An 18,198-nucleotide genomic window follows, 5' to 3' on the forward strand; every position below is an offset into this window, starting at 1 on the left:
CCCGCCGCCGCCCGTCCGGCGGCGGGGACCACGAGGAACGCGACGGTCCCGGACCGCGGCCGGGACCGTCAGGCCGAGGCCGGTCCGGGCAGCTCCCCGGCGGGATCGCGTCCGGCGATCAGCGCGCTCACCTCGGCGGGGGTCGGGTGGATATGCAGCTCGCGCAGCGATACCGGGGGCAGTCCGGCTCGGCGCAGCGCGCCCGAGAGCCGTACGGCGAGCAGGGAGTTGCCGCCGGTGGTGAAGAAGTCGTCATGGGGGCCGATATGGTCGCCGAGGATCTCCCGCCAGACCCTCAGGACCGGGTCGTCCGCCGGTTCCCCGGAACCGGTGGCGGGCGTCGGACCCGGGTCCGGGACGGCTTCCGGCGCCAGCCCGTCGACATCGAACTTGCCGTTGACGGTGAGGGGCAGTTCGGACAGCGGGGTGAGGGTGGCGGGCACCATGTACTCCGGGAGACGGCGGGCCGCCCGCCTGCGGACGTCCGCCATGGACACACCCGCGTCCCGGGGGACGACATACGCGTCCAGCCGCACCCCCGCAGGGTCGTCGGGATCGCCGCCGAGGACGACCGCCGCCGCGGTGACGCCGTCGTCCTCCAGCAGGACCGAGCGGATCTCGCCGAGTTCGATCCGGAAGCCGCGTACCTTGACCTGGTCGTCGATCCGGCCGAGATGGTCCAGCCGCCCGTCCGGGCGCAGCCGGCCCAGATCCCCGCTGCGGTAGACCCGTTCCCCGGTGGCGGGGTCGGTCACGAAACGGGCCGCCGTCAGCTCGTCCCGGCCGAGATAGCGGTCGGCCACGCCCGCGCCGCCGACCCAGATCTCGCCGGGGGCGCCGAAGGGCTGGACCCGGCCCGCCGGATCGCGTACGGAGACCGACCAGCCGGGCAGCGCCCGGCCGACGGTCCGGGAGCCGGTGGCGAGATCGGGCGGGGTGACGGTGTGGGCGGTGACATGGACGGTGGTCTCGGTGATGCCGTACATATTCACCACCCGGCAGCGGGTGTGCGGATGGCCGCGGAACCAGTCCCGGAGGATCCGTACGTCCAGCGGTTCGCCGCCGAAGACGACCAGCCGCACCGAGAGGGCGGCCGGGGAGTGCCGGTCGGCCTCGTTGAGGGCGGCGAAGGCGGACGGGGTCTGGCTGAGGACGGTGACGCGATACCGGACCAGCAGGCCGTGGAAGTCCTCGGGGCTCCGGGAGACGTAGTACGGCACCACGACCAGATGTCCACCGGTGAGCAGCGCCCCCCAGATCTCCCAGACGGAGAAGTCGAAGGCGCTGGAGTGGAAGAGCGTCCAGGTGTCCGCGGGGGTGAACCCGAAGTCGTCGGCGGTGGCCGAGAGCAGGGCGTGGACATTGCGGTGGGGGACCGCGACGCCTTTGGGGCGCCCGGTGGAGCCCGAGGTGTAGATGACATAGGCGATGGCATCCGCGTCGGTGCCGGTATCGGTGCGGGCCGGGTCCGGGCCGTCGTCGGCGTGCGACAGCTCGGCCGGGGACAGTACGGTCACCCCCGCCACTGCGGGGAAGTCCGGCGCGGACGACACCACGAGCCGCAGACCGGCGTCGGTGACCGTGTGGACCAGCCGGTCCGCCGGATAGGCGCCGTCCATCGGGACGTACGCGGCGCCGGACTTGAGGATCCCCAGCAGGGTCACCACCAGATCGGTGTCGCGATCGAGACAGACCCCGACCCGGTCGCCCGCCAGTACGCCACGGGACCGCAGCACACGGGCCGCCGTATCGGAGCGGGCGTCGAGTTCGGCGTAGTCGAGCGTGCCGCCCGGGCCGGAGAGCGCGGGGGCGTCCGGCTGGGCGGCCGCTACCGCGCGGAAGGTCTCGTGGAGGGGAACGGGGGCCGTACCGTCCCTGGCGGGGGTACGTCCGGCGGCGCGGACGGCGGCGGCCTCGTCGGCGGTGACCAGCGCGATGTCGCCGAGCGCGGCCGTGGCGGGGGCATCGGCCAGTTCGCGTACGGCGCGGTCGAGGTGTCCGGCGAACTGCCGGGCGACGGCCGGGGCGACGGCGCCCTCGTCGTGGTGGAGCACACCGCTGACGGTGCCGTCCGGGTCGTACCGCCAGTCCAGGGTCGCCGGGAAGGCGGGGGCGACGGCGGGCCGGTAGCTCTCGCCCGGGCGCTCCTCGGTGAGCAGGACCCGGACCGCGGGTGCCTCCGGTGGCCGCTCGCCGCCCGGGGCCGTGCGTTCGGCCGCCGCTTCGAGGAGTTCGGTGACCCCGGCCCCGTCCCGTACGGGGAGGATGACCAGGGACTCCGTCTCCCCACCGCCCGGCCCCTCGGCGAGCAGCCCGAACACGGCTTGCTCCGAGGCGCCGTAGCGGGCGAGGACCAGGGCGGTGGCCGCCACCAGCAGTGCGGGCGCGGTGTCGGCCGCGACCTTCGCGGCGGCCAGTTCGACGGTACGGATCCGGCCCGCCCGGTCCGGATCGCCGAGCCCCCACGGCAGCGGGGGCGCCCCGCCGGTCGTACGGGCAGGGGTACGGGACGCGTCACCACGCGCCGGGGTCGATGCCGGGGCCGGTTCCGGGCCCGGGGCCGCCGCCTCCGGTGGCGTGAGGGGCGAACCGGGCTCCGACAACGCCGAGGCCAGCCGACCCAGGGCCCGCCGGTCCGCCGCCACCCGGCGGTGTGCCACCAGCACCAGATCCGCCTCGCCGTCGGCATAGCCCAGGACGACGGCCCGTGCGACGACCGGATCGCCGTCGACCGTACGGCCCGCCTCCCGGTCGCGGCGGATCCGCGCCACCGGGTCGCCCGCGCCCACGCCGAGCCTCTCGTCGAAGAGCCGTACGCCCCGGAAGCCGGGGTGACGCTCCATCAGGGCGTCGAGGGCGGCGCGTACCGAGGCCGCGCCGGTCCCGGTGGGCAGCCGCCGGACGAGGCTGTGGCAGACCTGGGCGAGCGGCCGCCCGCTTGGGGGATCGGCCGGGGGCATCCCGTCGGCCGCTGCGCTGGGGACGGACACACTCACTCCTTTGGCTGGGACCGGGGAGAAGTCCTGCGGGGTCAGCGGGCGGTGAAACCGGCGTCGACGGTGACCACCGTTCCGGTGACCATCCGGGAGTCGTCCCCGGCCAGCCAGACCGCCGCACCCGCGACATCGGCCGGGTCGACCAGGGAGTCGGTCGCCACCGACTCCAGATAGACCGCCTCCTGCTCCTCGTAGCTGATGCCGAGCGCGTCCGCGACGACCGCCGTCATCTGGCCGTCGACCGCGGGATCGTCCCGGACCGGCCCCGGGCAGAGGGCGTTGACCCGGATGTTCGCGGGCGCGTAGTCCAGCGCCGCCGCCTTGCTCAGACCGACCAGTCCGTGTTTGGAGGCGACATAGCCGGCGAAGTGGCGGTAGCCCACGACACCGGCCGTCGAGGCGACATTCACGATGCTGCCCGCCCGCTGGGCCAGCATCACCGGGGCGACGGCGGTGATCAGCCGCCAGGGCCCGGAGAGGTTGACCTCCAGCATCACCCGCCACTCCTCCTCGGTGACCTCATGGGCGGGCCGGCCCGACGGCGCCCCCACGCCCGCGTTGTTGATCAGCGCGTCGATCCGGCCGAACCGGTCCACCGCCGCCGTGATCGCCGAGGCGACCGCTTCGGCCGAACGGACATCGGCCGGTGCGACGAGTACGGATGCCCCGTGCTCGCGGCAGAGCCGCGCGGTCCGCTCCAGCTGATCCGCTGACCCGAGGGGATAGGGGATCTCCGGCAGATCCCCGGAGATGTCGACCAGGACGAGATCCGCGCCCTCCTCGGCCGCCCGGACGGCGCACGCCCGGCCGATCCCCCGGGCCGCCCCGGTGATCACCACGGTCTTCTCACGCAGCGCCATGACCGGCCCCCTCGGGACGGCCGGGGCCCCCGGCGACGGCCGTGGAGATCAGTTCCAGCAGCGGCCCGGGGTCGTCCGCCGGATACATATGGCCCCCGTCGACCCCGACCAGGGTGAAACCGGCGGTCGTCACCTCCCGCCAGCGGTCCACGTCGGCCCGGGACACGAACGCGTCGCCGGAGGCGTACACGGCGGTCACCGGCACATCGAGCGGGCCGCCGTCGCCCGGCCGGTAGCCCTCGTCCATCGCGAAGTCCGCCCGCAGCGTCGGCAGCAGCAGCTCCCGGATCTCCGGCACGTCGAAGGCCGGGTAACTCCGTCCGGTGGTCTTCTCGACATGGGCGAGGAAGGCGTCGTCGGAGAGCGCGGACACATCGCTGGCCGGTCCGGCGGACGGCGGGCGCGCGGCGCTGACGAACAGCCGCACCACCTCGACACCGGAGACCGCGGTGATCCGGCGGGTGAGTTCATAGGCGAGCACCGCGCCGAGGAAGCAGTGCCCGAAGAGGGCGACGGGACCGTCCCCCGCCGCGGCGAGCGCCGCCGGAAGCAGTCCGTCCGCCGCCCGGTGCACATCCCGGTACGGCTCCTCGTCCAGCAGGCGCTCCCGGCCGGGCAGCGCGAGCGGTGCCGCCACGACCCCGCGGAGACCCGCCTTGTTCCACGGGTGGAAGAAGTTCGCGCCGCCCCCGGCGAACGGAAGACAGAGCAAGGGGACCCCGTCCCGCTCCGAAGTCGTCGGCTTGGTCACTGCATCGCCTCCAGGCGGGGCTCCCGTACGGTTTCTGACGGCCGTCCGGGGCGGATGGATGGTGGATGTCGAACCGTGCGCGACGCCGTGCTCCCGTAACGCCGTGCTGCCGTGCCGCCGTCATGCGGAAACGCCGGATCACCGTAATGCCGGAGTACGGGCGCAGGGGCGGCGGGGAGTCGTCCGGGGGAATTCGGCCCCGGAATTCCCTTCCCGCACCCGATGGGCCGAATCGGCTTCGGCATACATTTCGAGCAGGCCCGGAAACGGGTCCGGCTCCGCCATCGTGGCACAGAACACCGGGTCGATACAGATCCGGTCCTGAGGCCGGGAGAACGGCTTTCCCGCCGTCCTTGCGGCGTCGGCGGCCGGGACCTAGCGTGGCGTCAGCATTCCGGGCCGCCGTGGATGCCGGGTGTCCCGTCGACAGGACGAAGCCGACCCCGGGAACCAGCGCCCGCACCGGCGATTTCCGATTTCCCCCGGCAGACCTCCGTGACGATCGAGGACGGTGGCAGTGAGTACGAACCCTTTCGATGACGAGGACGGTCGTTTCCACGTCGTGGTGAACGACGAGGACCAGCACTCCCTGTGGCCGTTGTTCGCCGAGGTGCCCGCGGGCTGGCGGGTGGTCTTCGGCGAGGCGTCCCGGGCCGAGTGCCTGGAGTACGTGGAGCGGAACTGGACCGATCTGCGCCCCCGGAGCCTGCGGGAGGCCATGGCGGCGGACTGACCGCCCCTCCCGCCCGGCCGGGCGGTCCGTCCACGTCCGGACGAACACCTCGATGGGGAGAGAAGACTGTGGAGGACGCCCTGTGAGAACCGTGAGCGGACCCGGAACGATGCCGGTGGCCACGGGCGGCGGCGAACGCGCGCAGCGCGATGTCGTGCTGTCGTTCGTCGGCAAGCAGACGCAGGTACGGAAGACGGGGATGATCTTCCCGGAGACGCTGTCGGAACGGTCCTGGGAGCGGATCGGATCCAGTCTGCGCGAACTGTCGAACTCCTCCGCCTGGTGGCTCGGCGACTGGCTTGTCTTCGGCGAGGCCGCCTACGGCTGGCGGCGCTACCGGGAGGCGATCGAGCGCACGGGGCTCGACTACCAGACCCTGCGCAACTACGCCTGGGTGGCCCGGCGGTTCGAGCACGACCGCCGCCGGGACACCCTCAGCTTCGCCCATCACGCCGAGGTGACCCGGCTGTCGCCGCCGGAGCAGGACTACTGGCTGCGCCGGGCCGAACAGCGCAAGTGGTCGCGGAACGAGCTGCGCCGGGCGGTCAGGGCCGGTCTCGCCGAGCAGTCGGTACCGGCCGGAGCCCTGCCGGCCCCTGGTGACCGGCGGCCCGGCACCACCGGACCACCCGGCGCGACCGGGCCCGCAGCCGCAGCCGCCGCCGGTGAGCGGCGGCCGGCGGTCACGACGCTCACCATCGAACTGTCCGCCGGACAGCTCGACCACTACGCCGAGGCGGCCGCCGCCCACGGCCTGCCCGTCGGCCAGTGGGTGACCCGGGTCCTGGACGCCGCCGGACGGCGCCCCGTCTGAGCACCCGGCCCCGGGCCGCGTACCGGCGATCGCCACGGCCGGTACACCCCCACGGCACCGGCCGCGGACCGCCGCGACCCGGCGCCCGGCCGGACGCGCGCTACCGCATCGGAGCCGATTGATGATCCTTCAGGGACAACGGGTCGCCCTGCCCCCGGCGCCCCTCGTACACCGGCGGTTCGAGACGCACGCGGCCGCCGCCCCCGACGCCGTCGCCGTCGTCCACGGCGAACAGCGGGTGACCTACGGCGAGCTGAACGCGCGGGCCAACCGGTTCGCCCACTTCCTCGTCGCCCGCGGCCACGGCCGGGGCACCCGGGTCGGAATCTGCCTCGACTACTCGATCGACATGGTCGTCGCCCTGCTCGGCACCCTGAAGGCGGGCGCGGCCTACGTACCGTTCGACCCGGCCTACCCGGCGGCCCGGCTGCGGCTGCTGCTCGGCCAGGTCCCCGGTCTCGCCCTGATCGTGGCCTCCCCGGAGACGGCCGCCCTGGTCGAATCGGCCGATGCCGAGGTGCTCCTCCTCGACCGGGGGGCCGGGCGGACGGCGGACTTCCCGGCGACCGATCCCGCCGTCGCGATCTCCGGCGACGACATCTGCTACGCGGTCTTCACCTCGGGTTCGACCGGGGTCCCGAAGGTGACGGCCGTACGGCACGAGGGCTGGTTCAATCTGCTGAACTGGCTCCGGACCGCCTACCGGATGCACCGGGGATCGAGCCATCTGGTCGTCAGCGCCTTCGGCTTCGACCTCTCCCAGCGCGCCCTGATGGCCCCGCTGTTCTGCGGCGCCACCCAGCATCTGATGGCCAGCCGGAACTTCGACCCGGCACTCGCCCACCGGCTGCTGGGCCGGTACGGCATCCGGGTGGTGCACTGCGCTTCCAGCACCCTGTATCTGCTGGTCGAGTGGGAGATCGCGCGCGGCGGTGACGCCCTCGCGCGGCTGGATCACATCCTGTTCGGCGGGGAGCCGCTGCGCGCCGAGCGGATCATGGACTGGGCCCGGCGGGACGGCACCACCTGCACCCTGCTGCACCAGTACGGCGTCGCCGAGTGCACCGACGTCGCGACCTCGTACGACCTGTCGGGCTACCGGCCCGACGAACACGACATCCCCCCGGTCGGCACCCCGGCCCACAACACCGGTATCCAGGTCGTCGACGAACGGCTGCGGGGCGTCGGGGCGGGGGAGTACGGCGAGATCTGCATCTTCGGCACCGGCGTCGGCGCGGGCTATCTCAACGGGGGCGGCCCCGAGTCCGAGCGCTTCATCACCGCCCCGGTCCACGGCGTACCGCGCGGCCTGTACCGCACGGGTGACCGGGGCCGGGTGACCGAGTCGGGCCAACTCGTCGTCGCCGGGCGGCTGGACGCCCAGGTGAAGATCCGCGGCACACGGATCGACCCGGCCGATGTCGAACGCGCCCTGGGCCGGATCGCCGGAGTCCGGGAGGCGGCCGTGGTGGCCGTCCGCACCGGCTCGGGCGAGGTCCGGCTGGTCGCCTTCGTCGTCCCGGCGGGCGGCGGCCCTACCGGGGACGAACTGCGCGCCCGGCTTCTGGAGACCCTGCCCCGGAACATGGTTCCGACCAGTTTTCTGAGCATTTCCCGGCTGCCGCTGAGCCCGCATGGAAAGGCCGATCGCGCGGCCCTGGCCGATGCCTGGCGCGACCGGTACGCCGACGACCGGCCGGGCCGGTAGCCGCCGATCCCGCCGACCACCGAGAGGAAGCCGATGACTGCCGAAGCGGTACGCCGTATCTGGTGCCGGGAACTGGAGCGCGACGACATCTCCGCCGATGACGACTTCTTCGCCCTCGGCGGCCAGTCCGTGATCATGGCCAAGATTCAGATGGCCTATATCGATGAGCTGGGTGTCGAAGTGCCGGTGGATCAGATGTTCCGCAATCCCACGGTGGCCTCGATCGTCGCCTATATCGAGGCAGCCGAGAACGCCGAGAACGCCGAGAACGCCGAGAAGACCGAGAGCGCCGAGGGAAAAGAAGACGTATCGCCCGACGCGGTCAACCCCCGGTGATATCCGCCGCTCCGGCCGACCGGAGAAATTCCGACCTCACCGGCAGGGAGGCGCCGTGTACGACATCATTGTCATAGGTGCCCGGTGCGCGGGTTCACCGGCGGCCATGCTGTTCGCCCGGCGGGGATATCGCACCCTGCTGCTGGAGAAGGCGCGATTCCCGAAGGACACCCTCTCCTCCCACTACATCCATCAGCCGGGCGTGGCCCTGCTCGGCCGCTGGGGACTGCTCGACCGGCTCCGGGCCACCGGCTGCCCGCCGATCGACCGGGAGAGCTACCGGGGCCCCGGAGTCCGGCTGGACGGCTTCTCCCTGCCGGTCGACGGCTATCGGACCACGTACGCGCCGAGGCGGTTCGTCCTGGACCCGGTTCTGGCGGGCGGGGCCGTGGCGGCGGGAGCGGAGTTCCGGGAGTCCTGCACGGTCACCGGCCTGGTCCACGACGGCGGCCGGGTCGCCGGGGTGCGGTACACCACGCCGGGCGGCACCGAGACGACGGAGCGGGCGCGGCTGGTCGTCGGCGCCGACGGGATGCGGTCCCTGGTGGCCCGTACCACCGGGGCGCGGAACGTCGTCGAACACCCGAGGCTGTCCTGTGTCTACTACAGCTACTGGGCCGGGGTCCCCTCCGGCTTCGAGATCCATGAACGGCCGGGCCGGTGGATCGTCTCCGTGCCGACCAACGACGGCCTCACCCTCGTCATGGCCTACTTCCCGCAGGCCGAGTTCGCCGGGGTCCGTACGGCGGTGGAGGCCCACTGGCTCGAAGCCGTCCGCTCGACCGCCCCCGAGCTCTTCGAACGGATGGCGGCGGGCGAGCGGGTCGAGCAGTTCTACGGCACCGGGCACCAGGAGAACTACTTCCGCCGGGCGTACGGCCCCGGCTGGGTCCTGCTCGGCGACGCCGTCCACCACAAGGACTCCATCACCGCCCGGGGCATCACCGACGCCTTCCTCCAGGCCCAGTCGCTGACCGGCCACGTCGGGGACCGGCTCCACGACGGCCCGGCGCTGGAGGAGGCCCTGCAGCGCTACCAGGACGATCTGGAGGACACCTTCTCCGACATCTACCAGGGCGCGCTCAACGTGGCGGAGCTGAAGCCCGAGGGGCGGACGGCGATGCTCCGGCATCTCACCGGCCACCAGGAGCTGACCGACCGGTACTTCTCGACGGTGTCGGGTGCCTGCTCCATCGACGACTTCTACAACGCCGAACTCCTGGCGGTACTCGACCGGAACTGAGCCGCCGACCGCGCCCCGGCAGCCCTACCCCCTTGGAGAGACGATGATCCCGTTGTCGTTCGCGCAGCGCCGACTGTGGTTCGTGGACCGGTTCGAAGGCCCGTCGCCGACGTACAACGGCGCCTTCGCCCTCCGGCTCGGCGGCGAGCTGGACGCGGGCGCACTGGAGGCCGCCCTCCGCGATGTCGTCGACCGGCACGAGGTCCTCCGTACGGTGATCGTCGAGGACGACGGCGGCGTACCGTACCAACGGGTGCTGCCGGCCGACGAGAGCCCGTTCCGGCTGCCGGTCGTCCCGGTCGCGGAGGACGACGAACCGGCGGCCGTCCACGAGGCGGCCACCGCGACCTTCGACCTCGCCGCCGACATCCCCGTACGCGCCGTACTGCTGCGCCGCGGACCCGCCGAACACACGCTGGTCCTGGTGATGCACCACATCGCCGTCGACGGGGAGTCCTTCGCACCGCTGTTCCGCGATCTCATCGCCGCCTACACGGCCCGCCGGGACGGCGGCGCCCCGGTGTGGGAGCCGCTGCCGGTGCAGTACGCGGACTACACGCTCTGGCAGCGGGACGTCCTCGGCGACGAGACCGACCCCGACAGCCTCGCCGCCGGGCAGCTCGCGTACTGGCGGCGGACCCTCGCCGGGCTGGCCCAGCCCCTGGCCGTGCCGACGGACCGCCCGCGCCCCAGGAGCATGAGCCACCGGGGCGACGTCGTCCGCTTCACCGTCGACTCCGGAGTGCTCCGGGCCGTGGAGGAGCTGGCCGCCGGGGCCGACACCACGGTCTCCATGGTGATGCACTCCGCCCTCGCCGTACTGCTGCACCATCTGGGCTGCGGCGACGACATCCCGATCGGCGCGCCGATCGCGGGCCGTACCGACGAGGAGCTGAGGGAGCTCGTCGGCTTCTTCGTCAATACCTGGGTCCTCCGGGTCGACCTCTCCCGGAACCCGACCTTCCGTCAGCTCCTCGGGCGGGTACGGGACCGGGCCCTCGCCGCCTACGACCACCAGGACCTGCCGTTCGAGCGGCTGGTGGAGCTGCTGAACCCGGACCGGTCCACCGCGTACAACCCGTTCTTCCAGGTGATGCTCGCCTGGCAGCCGCCCGTACCGGCGGCCCGGTTCCCCGGCCTCGACGCCCGGTCCGAACGGCTGGAGACCGGGACCGCCAAGTTCGACCTCTTCTTCGATCTGATCCCGGACGGTACGGGCGGAGCCGCCGGCCGGCTGGAGTACGCCACCGACCTCTTCGACCGCGAGACCGCCGAGGACGTCGCCGGGCGCTTCGTCCGGGTGCTGGGGCGGCTGACCGCCGACCCGGGGCGGCCGGTCGGCGGGCTCGACGTACTCGGCCCGGCCGAACGGGACCGGCTGCTCGACCGGTTCAACGACACCGCCGCCGAGACGTCGGCACTGACCGTCCCCGAACTCTTCGACGCCCGGGCGGCCCTGACACCGGACGCCGCCGCGATCGTCTGCGAAGGCCGGACCCTGACCTACCGGCGGCTCGGCGAACGGGCGGACGAGGTCGCCCGGGAGCTGGCCCGGCGCGGCGCCGGGCCCGAGGACCTGGTGGTACTGGCCCTGCCCCGGACCGAGGACCTGGTGGTGGGGCTGCTCGGGATCCTCAAGTCCGGTGCCGCCTATCTCCCGATGGACCCCCGCCACCTGGGCGGCCGGGTGGAGACCGTATTCGCCGAGGCCGTGCCGCGGTTCGCCGTCACCGACGCCGCGACCCGGCGCGAGCTGCCGGGGGGCGGCCTCGTGACCGTCGAGATCGACCACGGCGCCGTCCGGGCGGAGGGCGGTGGACCACCGGACACCGGCGCCCCGATCGCGCCCCCGCACCCCGACAACCCGGCCTATGTGATGTACACCTCGGGCTCCACCGGGCAGCCGAAGGGCGCGACGATCACCCACCGCAATGTCGTCAACGGTGTCCGGGAGCTGATCCGGGTCCTGGACACCCCGCCCGGCTGGCGGATCCAGTCCGGGACCTCCGTCAACTTCGACGTGTCGGTCTTCGAGCTGCTGACCACCCTGGCCACCGGCGGTACCGCCGAGATCGTGGCCGATCTGCCGTCGCTCGCCGAACGCGACACCTGGGACGGCCGGGTGATCAGCGCCGTCCCCTCGGTCCTCGGGGAGCTGGTGGACCAGCTGGCGAAGGCGCCCGACGTCCGGACGGTCGTCCTCGCCGGAGACGTGTTCCCCACCCGGCTGGTACACGAACTGCGCCGGGTACTGCCCGGGGCGCGGATCGTGAACTCGTACGGGCAGAGCGAGAGCTTCTACGCCACCACCTACGCCCTCGACCCGGCCGAGGAGTGCCCGGACGGCGACGTCGTCCCCATCGGCACCCCGCTGGGAAATATGCGCGCCTACGTACTGGGCCCCGGACTCGCCCCCGCGCCCCAGGGCGTCGTCGGCGAGCTGTACGTGGCCGGGATCTGCCTCGGCCGGGGCTACCACCACCGCCCCGGCCTCACCGCCGAACGCTATACGGCGAACCCGTTCGGCCCCCCGGGTGAGCGGATGTACCGCACCGGCGACCTCGCCCGCTGGAACGCCGACGGGCAACTGGAGTGCGTCGGCCGGGCCGACGGGCAGGTCAAGGTCCGCGGTTTCCGGATCGAGACCGCCGAGGTCGAGGCGGCCGTCGCCGCGCACCCCGGGATCAGCCAGGCGGTGGTGATCGCCCGGGAGGCACCCTCCGGCGGGCGGCGGCTGGTCGCCTATGTCGTGCACACCGGCGACGGCGCCGTCGGGGACGACGGAGCCGGAGGCATCGGCGACGTGTCGCACGTCCTGGCCGGTGCGTCCGCCGCCGAGCTGCGGACCTTCGTCGCGGCCCGGCTCCCCGACTACATGGTGCCCTCGGCCTTCGTCACCCTCGGCCGGCTGCCGCTCGGACCGACCGGCAAACTGGACCGGTCGGCCCTGCCCGAGCCCGAGTTCACCGGCGAGGCCTACCGGGCGCCCCGGACCGAGACCGAACGGATCGTCACCGCCGTCTACGCCGATGTCCTCGGCGTGGACCGGGTCGGCGCCGACGACGACTTCTTCGCCGTCGGCGGCGACAGCCTGCGGTCGATCCAGGTCGTGGCCAGGGTCAGGGCCCGGGGCCTGGAGCTGACCACCCGGGAGGTGTTCGAGCACCGGACGGCGGCCCGGCTCGCCGAACTGGCCGCCGCCCGCGGCACCGGTACGCCCGGACCCGCCGAGGACACCGGCGGCGCGATCGGCCCGATGCCACTGCCCCCGGTGGCCCGCGAGATCTTCGAACAGGGCGGCGGACTGAACCGGTTCGCCATGTCGATGGTCCTGGAGCTGCCCGCAGGCATCGAAGCGGCCGGGCTGGCCGCGACCCTCGACGCCGTACTCGACCGGCACGACCTGCTGCGGGCCCGGCTGGTCCGGGACGGCGGCCTCTCCCTCGACGTCCCCGAGCCCGGCTCCGTACGGGCGGCGGACCTGATCCACCGGGTCCCCTGCGACGACCGGTGGGACGAACCCTCCCGGCTGGCGGCGGCCCGGCGGGAGCTGGCCGACGCGACCGGGCGGCTCGACCCGGAGAACGGGACCATGGCCGCCTTCGTCTGGTTCGACGCCGCCCCGGCGGCGGGCAGACTGCTCGTCGTCCTGCACCACCTGGTGGTCGACGGCGTCTCCTGGCGGATCCTCATGGCGGACCTCGCCGAGGCGTGGCGACGGGTCCGGTCCGGCCGGACGCCCGGCCCGGCGGCGGGCGGAACCTCGGCCCGGCGGTGGGCGGCGGCGCTGGAGACCGAGGCGCGCACCCCGGAGCGGACGGCGGAGCTGGCGTACTGGCGGGAGGTGCTGGAAACCCCGGAGCCCCCGCTGGGCAGCCGCGCGTACGACCCGGCGGTCGATCTGATGTCGACCGTCGACAGCGTCCGGGTCCGGCTCTCCGCCGAGATCACCGAGGCCGTACTGACCACCCTCCCGGCCGCCTACCGCGCCACCGGAACCGATGTCCTGCTCGCCGCCCTCGCCCTCGCCGTCGAACGGTGGCGGGGCACGGCGGGGCCGACCCTGGTCCGGCTGGAGGGCCACGGCCGGGAGGAACACCTGCTGCCCGGTGCCGACCTCTCCGGCACCGTCGGCTGGTTCACCAGCATGTACCCGGCCCGGATCGACACCGGCGGTACGGACCCGGCCGCCGCCGCGGCGGGCGGACCCGACGCGGGACGGGCGGTCAAACAGATCAAGGAGCAGCTCCGGAGCATCCCCGACAAGGGCGTCGGTTACGGGCTGCTGCGCCGTCTCAACCCGGAGACGGCCGCCGAACTCGCCGGATGTCCGGCACCGCAGATCGGCTTCAACTACCTCGGCCGGATCTCCGGCACCGATGTGCCCGAGGCCCTGCGCGCCGACGGCTGGGGACCCGCGCCCTGGTCGACCGAGCTGGCCCCGCTGCCCGACCCCGATCTGCCCGCCCTCTCCGCCCTGGAGGTCGGCGCGGTCGCCGTGGACACCCCCGACGGCACCCGGCTGGAGGCGGCGTTCATGTTCCCCACCGGGCTGCTCACCCGGGAACGGACCACGGAGCTGGCCGGGCTGTGGACCGAGCAGTTGCGCGGCATGGCCGGGCACGCCACCCGCCCCGGAACCGGCGGGCTGACCCCGTCGGACGCCCCGCTGGTCCGGGTGGCCCAGTCCGAGATCGAGACCTGGGAGGAGCGGTACGGCCGGCTCACCGCCGTCTGGCCCCAGGCACCCGGGCAGTCCGGCATCCAGTTCCAGGCCGCGGTCGCCGACGGCTCCTTCGACGTCTACCACATGCAGTTCGTGCTCCGGCTCTCCGGAGACGTCGACCCGGAGCGGATGCGCGCGGCCGGGCAGGCCCTGCTCGACCGCCATCCCAATCTGCGCTCGGCGTTCCTCACCGGCGCGGACGGCGAACCGGTCCAGGTCGTCCCGGAAGGCGTCGTCCTGCCCTGGCGGCATCTCGACCTCAACGGCCGCGACCCGGCGGCCCGGGACGCGGCGCTCGACACCGTCCTCGCCGAGGACCGGGCCGACCAGCTGGACCCCGCACGGCCGCCGCTGTTCCGGCTGGCGCTGCTCACCCACGGCCCCGGGCGGGCCGTCCTCGTTCTGACGGCCCATCACACCGTCTTCGACGGCTGGTCGTCACCGCTGGTGTTCAAGGATCTGATCCAGCTCTACGCCGGGACCCACGAGCCCGCCCCGGTCCGGAGCTACGGCGACTATCTCGCCTGGCTCTCGACCCGGGACCGGGCGGCGTCGGAGGCCCGCTGGAAGGCCGAGCTGGCCGGCTTCGACCAGCCGACCCTGGTGGCCCCGGACAACCCCCTGCGGGAGAAGGCGTCCGCACTCGGCCGGGTCGAGGTGCCGCTGACCATCGACAGGGGCCGGGAACTCGCCGCGCGGGCCGCGGAGTTCGGCGTCACCCTCAACACCCTCGTCCAGGCCGCCTGGGGGGTTCTGCTGAGCAAGCTCACCGGGCAGACCGATGTGGTGTTCGGGGCCGCCGTCAACGGCCGCCCGGCCGATCTGCCCGGCTCGGACGAGATGGTCGGCCTCTTCGTGAACTCCCTCCCGATCCGGGTGCTCTGCCCGCCCGGCCGGAGCCTGGCCGAGGTCGTCACCGCATTGCAGGACCGGCAGACCGCCCTGCTCGACCACCACTTCTACGGGCTGGCCGACATCCAGCGCGATGTCGCCATGCCCGCCCTGTTCGACACGATGATCGCGTTCGAGAACTATCCGGTGGACCGTGAGGGCATCGTCGAGGCCAATGCCTCGGCGGGCTTCACCATCGACGGCATCCGGCCCTTCGCCGGATCGCACTACCCGCTCAGCCTCAACGCCTCCGACCCCTATCTGCGGCTCTCCCTCGACTACCAGAACAACCTCTACGACCGGGCCGAGGCCGAGGCGATCGCCGCCCGGCTGGTCCGGGTACTGGACCGGATCCGGACCGATCCCACGGCCCCCGTCGGGGCCGTCGACATCCTCACCGACCGGGAACGGGAGTGGTCGCTCGCGGAGGTCAACGACACCGCGTACGCCTACCCGCCGCCCGGCGACACCCTGCCGGACGCCTTCGAGCGCCGGGCCGGGGAGCGGCCCGACGACCTCGCGGTGATCGCGGCGGGGGAGCGGCTGACCTACGGGGAGCTGAACCGGCGGGCCAACCGGCTGGCGCACTGGCTGATCGAACGCGGCGCCGGGCCCGAAGAGCTGATCGCGGTACGCGTCCCCCGCTCCGCCGACCTGGTGGTGGCCCTGTACGCGGTGATCAAGACGGGCGCCGCCTATCTGCCGGTGGGCACCGGTCTGCCCGAGGGCCGGGCGCGGCAGATCCTCGACGACGCCCGTCCGCTGCTGGTACTCGGCGCCGAGCCGCCGGACACCACCGGATACCCGTCGGCGAACCCGGAACGCGCGCTCTCGCCCGACAACGCGGCCTATGTCATCCACACCTCCGGCTCCACCGGCCGCCCCAAGGGCGTCCAGGTGTCGCACCGGTCGATCGTCAACCGGCTGCGGTGGATGCAGCACGTCTACGGGCTCACCGCCGGGGACCGGGTCCTCCAGAAGACCCCGGCGTCGTTCGACGTCTCGGTCTGGGAGTTCTTCTGGCCCCTCGCCGAGGGCGCCGCCCTGGTGGTCGCCGACCCCGAAGGACACAAGGACCCCGGCTATCTGGCCCGGCTGATCACCGAGGAGTCCGTCACCACCTGCCACTTCGTGCCGTCGATGCTCCAGGCGTTCCTCGCCGCACCGGCCGCGGCGGGCTGCGCCGGGACCCTGCGCCGGGTGTTCAGCAGTGGCGAGGCCCTGACCCGGGAGACCGCCCGCGCCTTCGCCCGTACCCTGCCCGGCGTCGGACTGCACAACCTGTACGGGCCCACCGAGGCGGCCGTCGACGTCACCTACCACGCCTGCGGCCCCGACGACTCCGGCCCCGTACCGATCGGCGTGCCGATCTGGAACACCCGGGTGTACGTCCTGGACCGGGCGCTGCGGCCGGTACCGCCCGGGGTCCCCGGCGAGCTGTACCTGGCCGGTACCGGGCTGGCCCGGGGATATCTCGGGCAGGCCGCGCTGACCGCAGGCCGGTTCGTCGCCTGCCCCCACGGCGGGCCCGGCGCGCGGATGTACCGTACCGGCGATCTCGTACGGTGGGACCGCGCCGGGCGCCTCGACTACCTCGGCCGGACCGACGCCCAGCTGAAACTGCGCGGCTTCCGGATCGAACCGGCCGAGATCGAGGCGGCGCTGACCAGCCATCCGGCCGTCCGGCAGGCCGCGGTGATCGCCCGTACGGACGCGACCGGCGACCGGCGGCTCAGCGGCTACGCGGTGGTGGACCCCGAGACGGCCCCCGGGGTCGCCCGGCGGCTGACGCTCGCCGGGACCGGCCGCCTCACCGGGGTCGAGCTGCACGAACTGCCCAACGGCATGACGGTGGCCGGACGGAACAAATCGAATATCGGCTATCTCTACGACGAGATCTTCCGGCGCGCCGAATACGCCCACGGCGGTATCACCATCGGCGACGGCGCCCGGATCGTCGACATCGGCGGACATATCGGTATGTTCGGAATCTGGGCCGGATCGCTGGCGCGCGGCGTCCGGATCCACGCCTGCGAACCGATCCCGGAGACGGCCGCCTTCTACCGGCTCAACGCCGAACTCCACGGGCTCGAAGCCGTGGTGACGGAGTACGGCATCGCCGACACCGAAGGGGTCGCCACCTTCACCCACTACCCCGAGATGTCCCTGATGTCGGGGCGCTTCGCCGACGAGGCCGCCGAGCGGGAGACCCTGCGCCGGGTGATCGCCAACGAGTCCGGCGACAGCGCCGCCGGCTCCGACTCCGGCTCCGGAGCAGGGGACGACGAACGCCTCACCGACGAGATGCTCACCGACCGGCTGGCGAGTACCCGGATCGAGGTGGAGCTGCGTACCGTCTCCCAGCTGATCCGGGAGCACGGGCTGACCGAGGTCGATCTGCTGAAGATCGACGCCGAGCGGAGCGAGCTGGCCGCCCTGCGCGGCATCGAACCGGCCCACTGGCCGGTGATCCACCAGATCGTGGCCGAGGTCCACGACACCGACGACCGGGTCGCGGTCGTCACCGAACTGCTGGAGAGCAAGGGATTCCAGGTCGTCGCCAGGACCCCGGAGGGCCTCGACGGCACCGGGATGTTCCAGCTGTACGCCACCCGGCCCGGCCGGAACGCCCCGGACCGGCCCCCGGCCGCCCCCGCCCCGGCTCCCGCTTCCGCGCCCGGCGAATGGCACACCCCCGACCAGCTCGCCCGCGACCTCCGGACCCGGCTGGCCCGGCAGCTCCCCGACTACATGGTCCCCGCCCACCTGACCGTCCTCGACGCCCTGCCGCTGACCCCGAACGGCAAACTCGACCGCGACGCGCTCCCCGCGCCCGACCGCGCCCCCGGCAGCGCCGGACGAGCCCCGCGCGACCACCACGAGAAGGTCCTCTGCCGCCTCTTCGCCGAACTCCTCGGCACCGAGGAGATCGGTATCGACACCGACTTCTTCGAAAGCGGCGGGCACTCACTGCTGGCCACCCGGCTGATCGGGCGCGTCCGTACCGAACTCCAGGTCGATGTGAAGGTCACGACGGTGTTCCGGAACCGGACCGTCGCCCGGCTGGCGGAGCAGATCAAAGAGCTGGCCACATCGAAACGCCCTCAGCTGCGACAGATGACCGTACAGGAGTAGCGTCG

General features: G+C 73.2%; 9 protein-coding genes. 6 read left to right on the forward strand and 3 right to left on the reverse strand.

The window, feature by feature from the left end; genetic code table 11:
• Positions 1-68: 68 nt before the first annotated feature.
• From ABZ714_RS01025 to ABZ714_RS01035, 3 genes are read right to left on the reverse strand one after another with little or no spacing between them, the layout of a single operon-like run.
• Positions 69-2,990, reverse strand: coding sequence for an amino acid adenylation domain-containing protein (locus ABZ714_RS01025; RefSeq protein WP_358822977.1), 2,922 nt, complete (start codon positions 2,988-2,990; stop codon positions 69-71).
• Positions 2,991-3,031: 41 nt separating this feature from the next.
• A complete protein-coding gene (locus ABZ714_RS01030) occupies positions 3,032-3,856 on the reverse strand; it encodes an SDR family oxidoreductase (protein WP_358822978.1) in 825 nt (274 codons plus the stop codon).
• Positions 3,843-4,607 carry a thioesterase domain-containing protein gene (locus ABZ714_RS01035; protein ID WP_358822979.1) on the reverse strand — a complete coding sequence of 255 codons (765 nt, stop codon included), beginning with the start codon at positions 4,605-4,607 and terminating at the stop codon, positions 3,843-3,845. Before ABZ714_RS01035 ends, ABZ714_RS01030 begins: the two co-directional genes overlap by 14 nt.
• A 517-nt stretch (positions 4,608-5,124) precedes the next feature.
• Between ABZ714_RS01035 and ABZ714_RS01040 the strand changes: the two genes are divergently transcribed.
• The 6 genes from ABZ714_RS01040 (at position 5,125) to ABZ714_RS01065 (ending at position 18,193) form a co-directional block, all read left to right on the forward strand.
• Entirely contained in the window at positions 5,125-5,340 is a 216-nt protein-coding gene (locus ABZ714_RS01040; RefSeq protein WP_358822980.1) for an MbtH family protein, read from the forward strand.
• An 82-nt stretch (positions 5,341-5,422) separates the two neighbouring features.
• Positions 5,423-6,154, forward strand: coding sequence for an LmbU family transcriptional regulator (locus tag ABZ714_RS01045; protein ID WP_358822981.1), 732 nt, complete (start codon positions 5,423-5,425; stop codon positions 6,152-6,154).
• Positions 6,155-6,275: 121 nt separating this feature from the next.
• Entirely contained in the window at positions 6,276-7,862 is a 1,587-nt protein-coding gene (locus tag ABZ714_RS01050; RefSeq protein ID WP_358822982.1) for an amino acid adenylation domain-containing protein, read from the forward strand.
• Between the two features lie 33 nt (positions 7,863-7,895).
• Positions 7,896-8,198 carry an acyl carrier protein gene (locus ABZ714_RS01055; protein ID WP_358822983.1) on the forward strand — a complete coding sequence of 101 codons (303 nt, stop codon included), beginning with the start codon at positions 7,896-7,898 and terminating at the stop codon, positions 8,196-8,198.
• 55 nt (positions 8,199-8,253) lie between these two features.
• Complete coding sequence (locus ABZ714_RS01060; RefSeq protein ID WP_358822984.1) at positions 8,254-9,441, forward strand: NAD(P)/FAD-dependent oxidoreductase; 1,188 nt, start codon at positions 8,254-8,256, stop codon at positions 9,439-9,441.
• Between the two features lie 43 nt (positions 9,442-9,484).
• A complete protein-coding gene (locus tag ABZ714_RS01065; protein WP_358822985.1) occupies positions 9,485-18,193 on the forward strand; it encodes an amino acid adenylation domain-containing protein in 8,709 nt (2,902 codons plus the stop codon).
• Positions 18,194-18,198 lie beyond the last annotated feature (5 nt).

Source organism: Streptomyces sp. NPDC006798 (genome assembly GCF_040635975.1).
Taxonomy (GTDB): domain Bacteria; phylum Actinomycetota; class Actinomycetes; order Streptomycetales; family Streptomycetaceae; genus Streptomyces.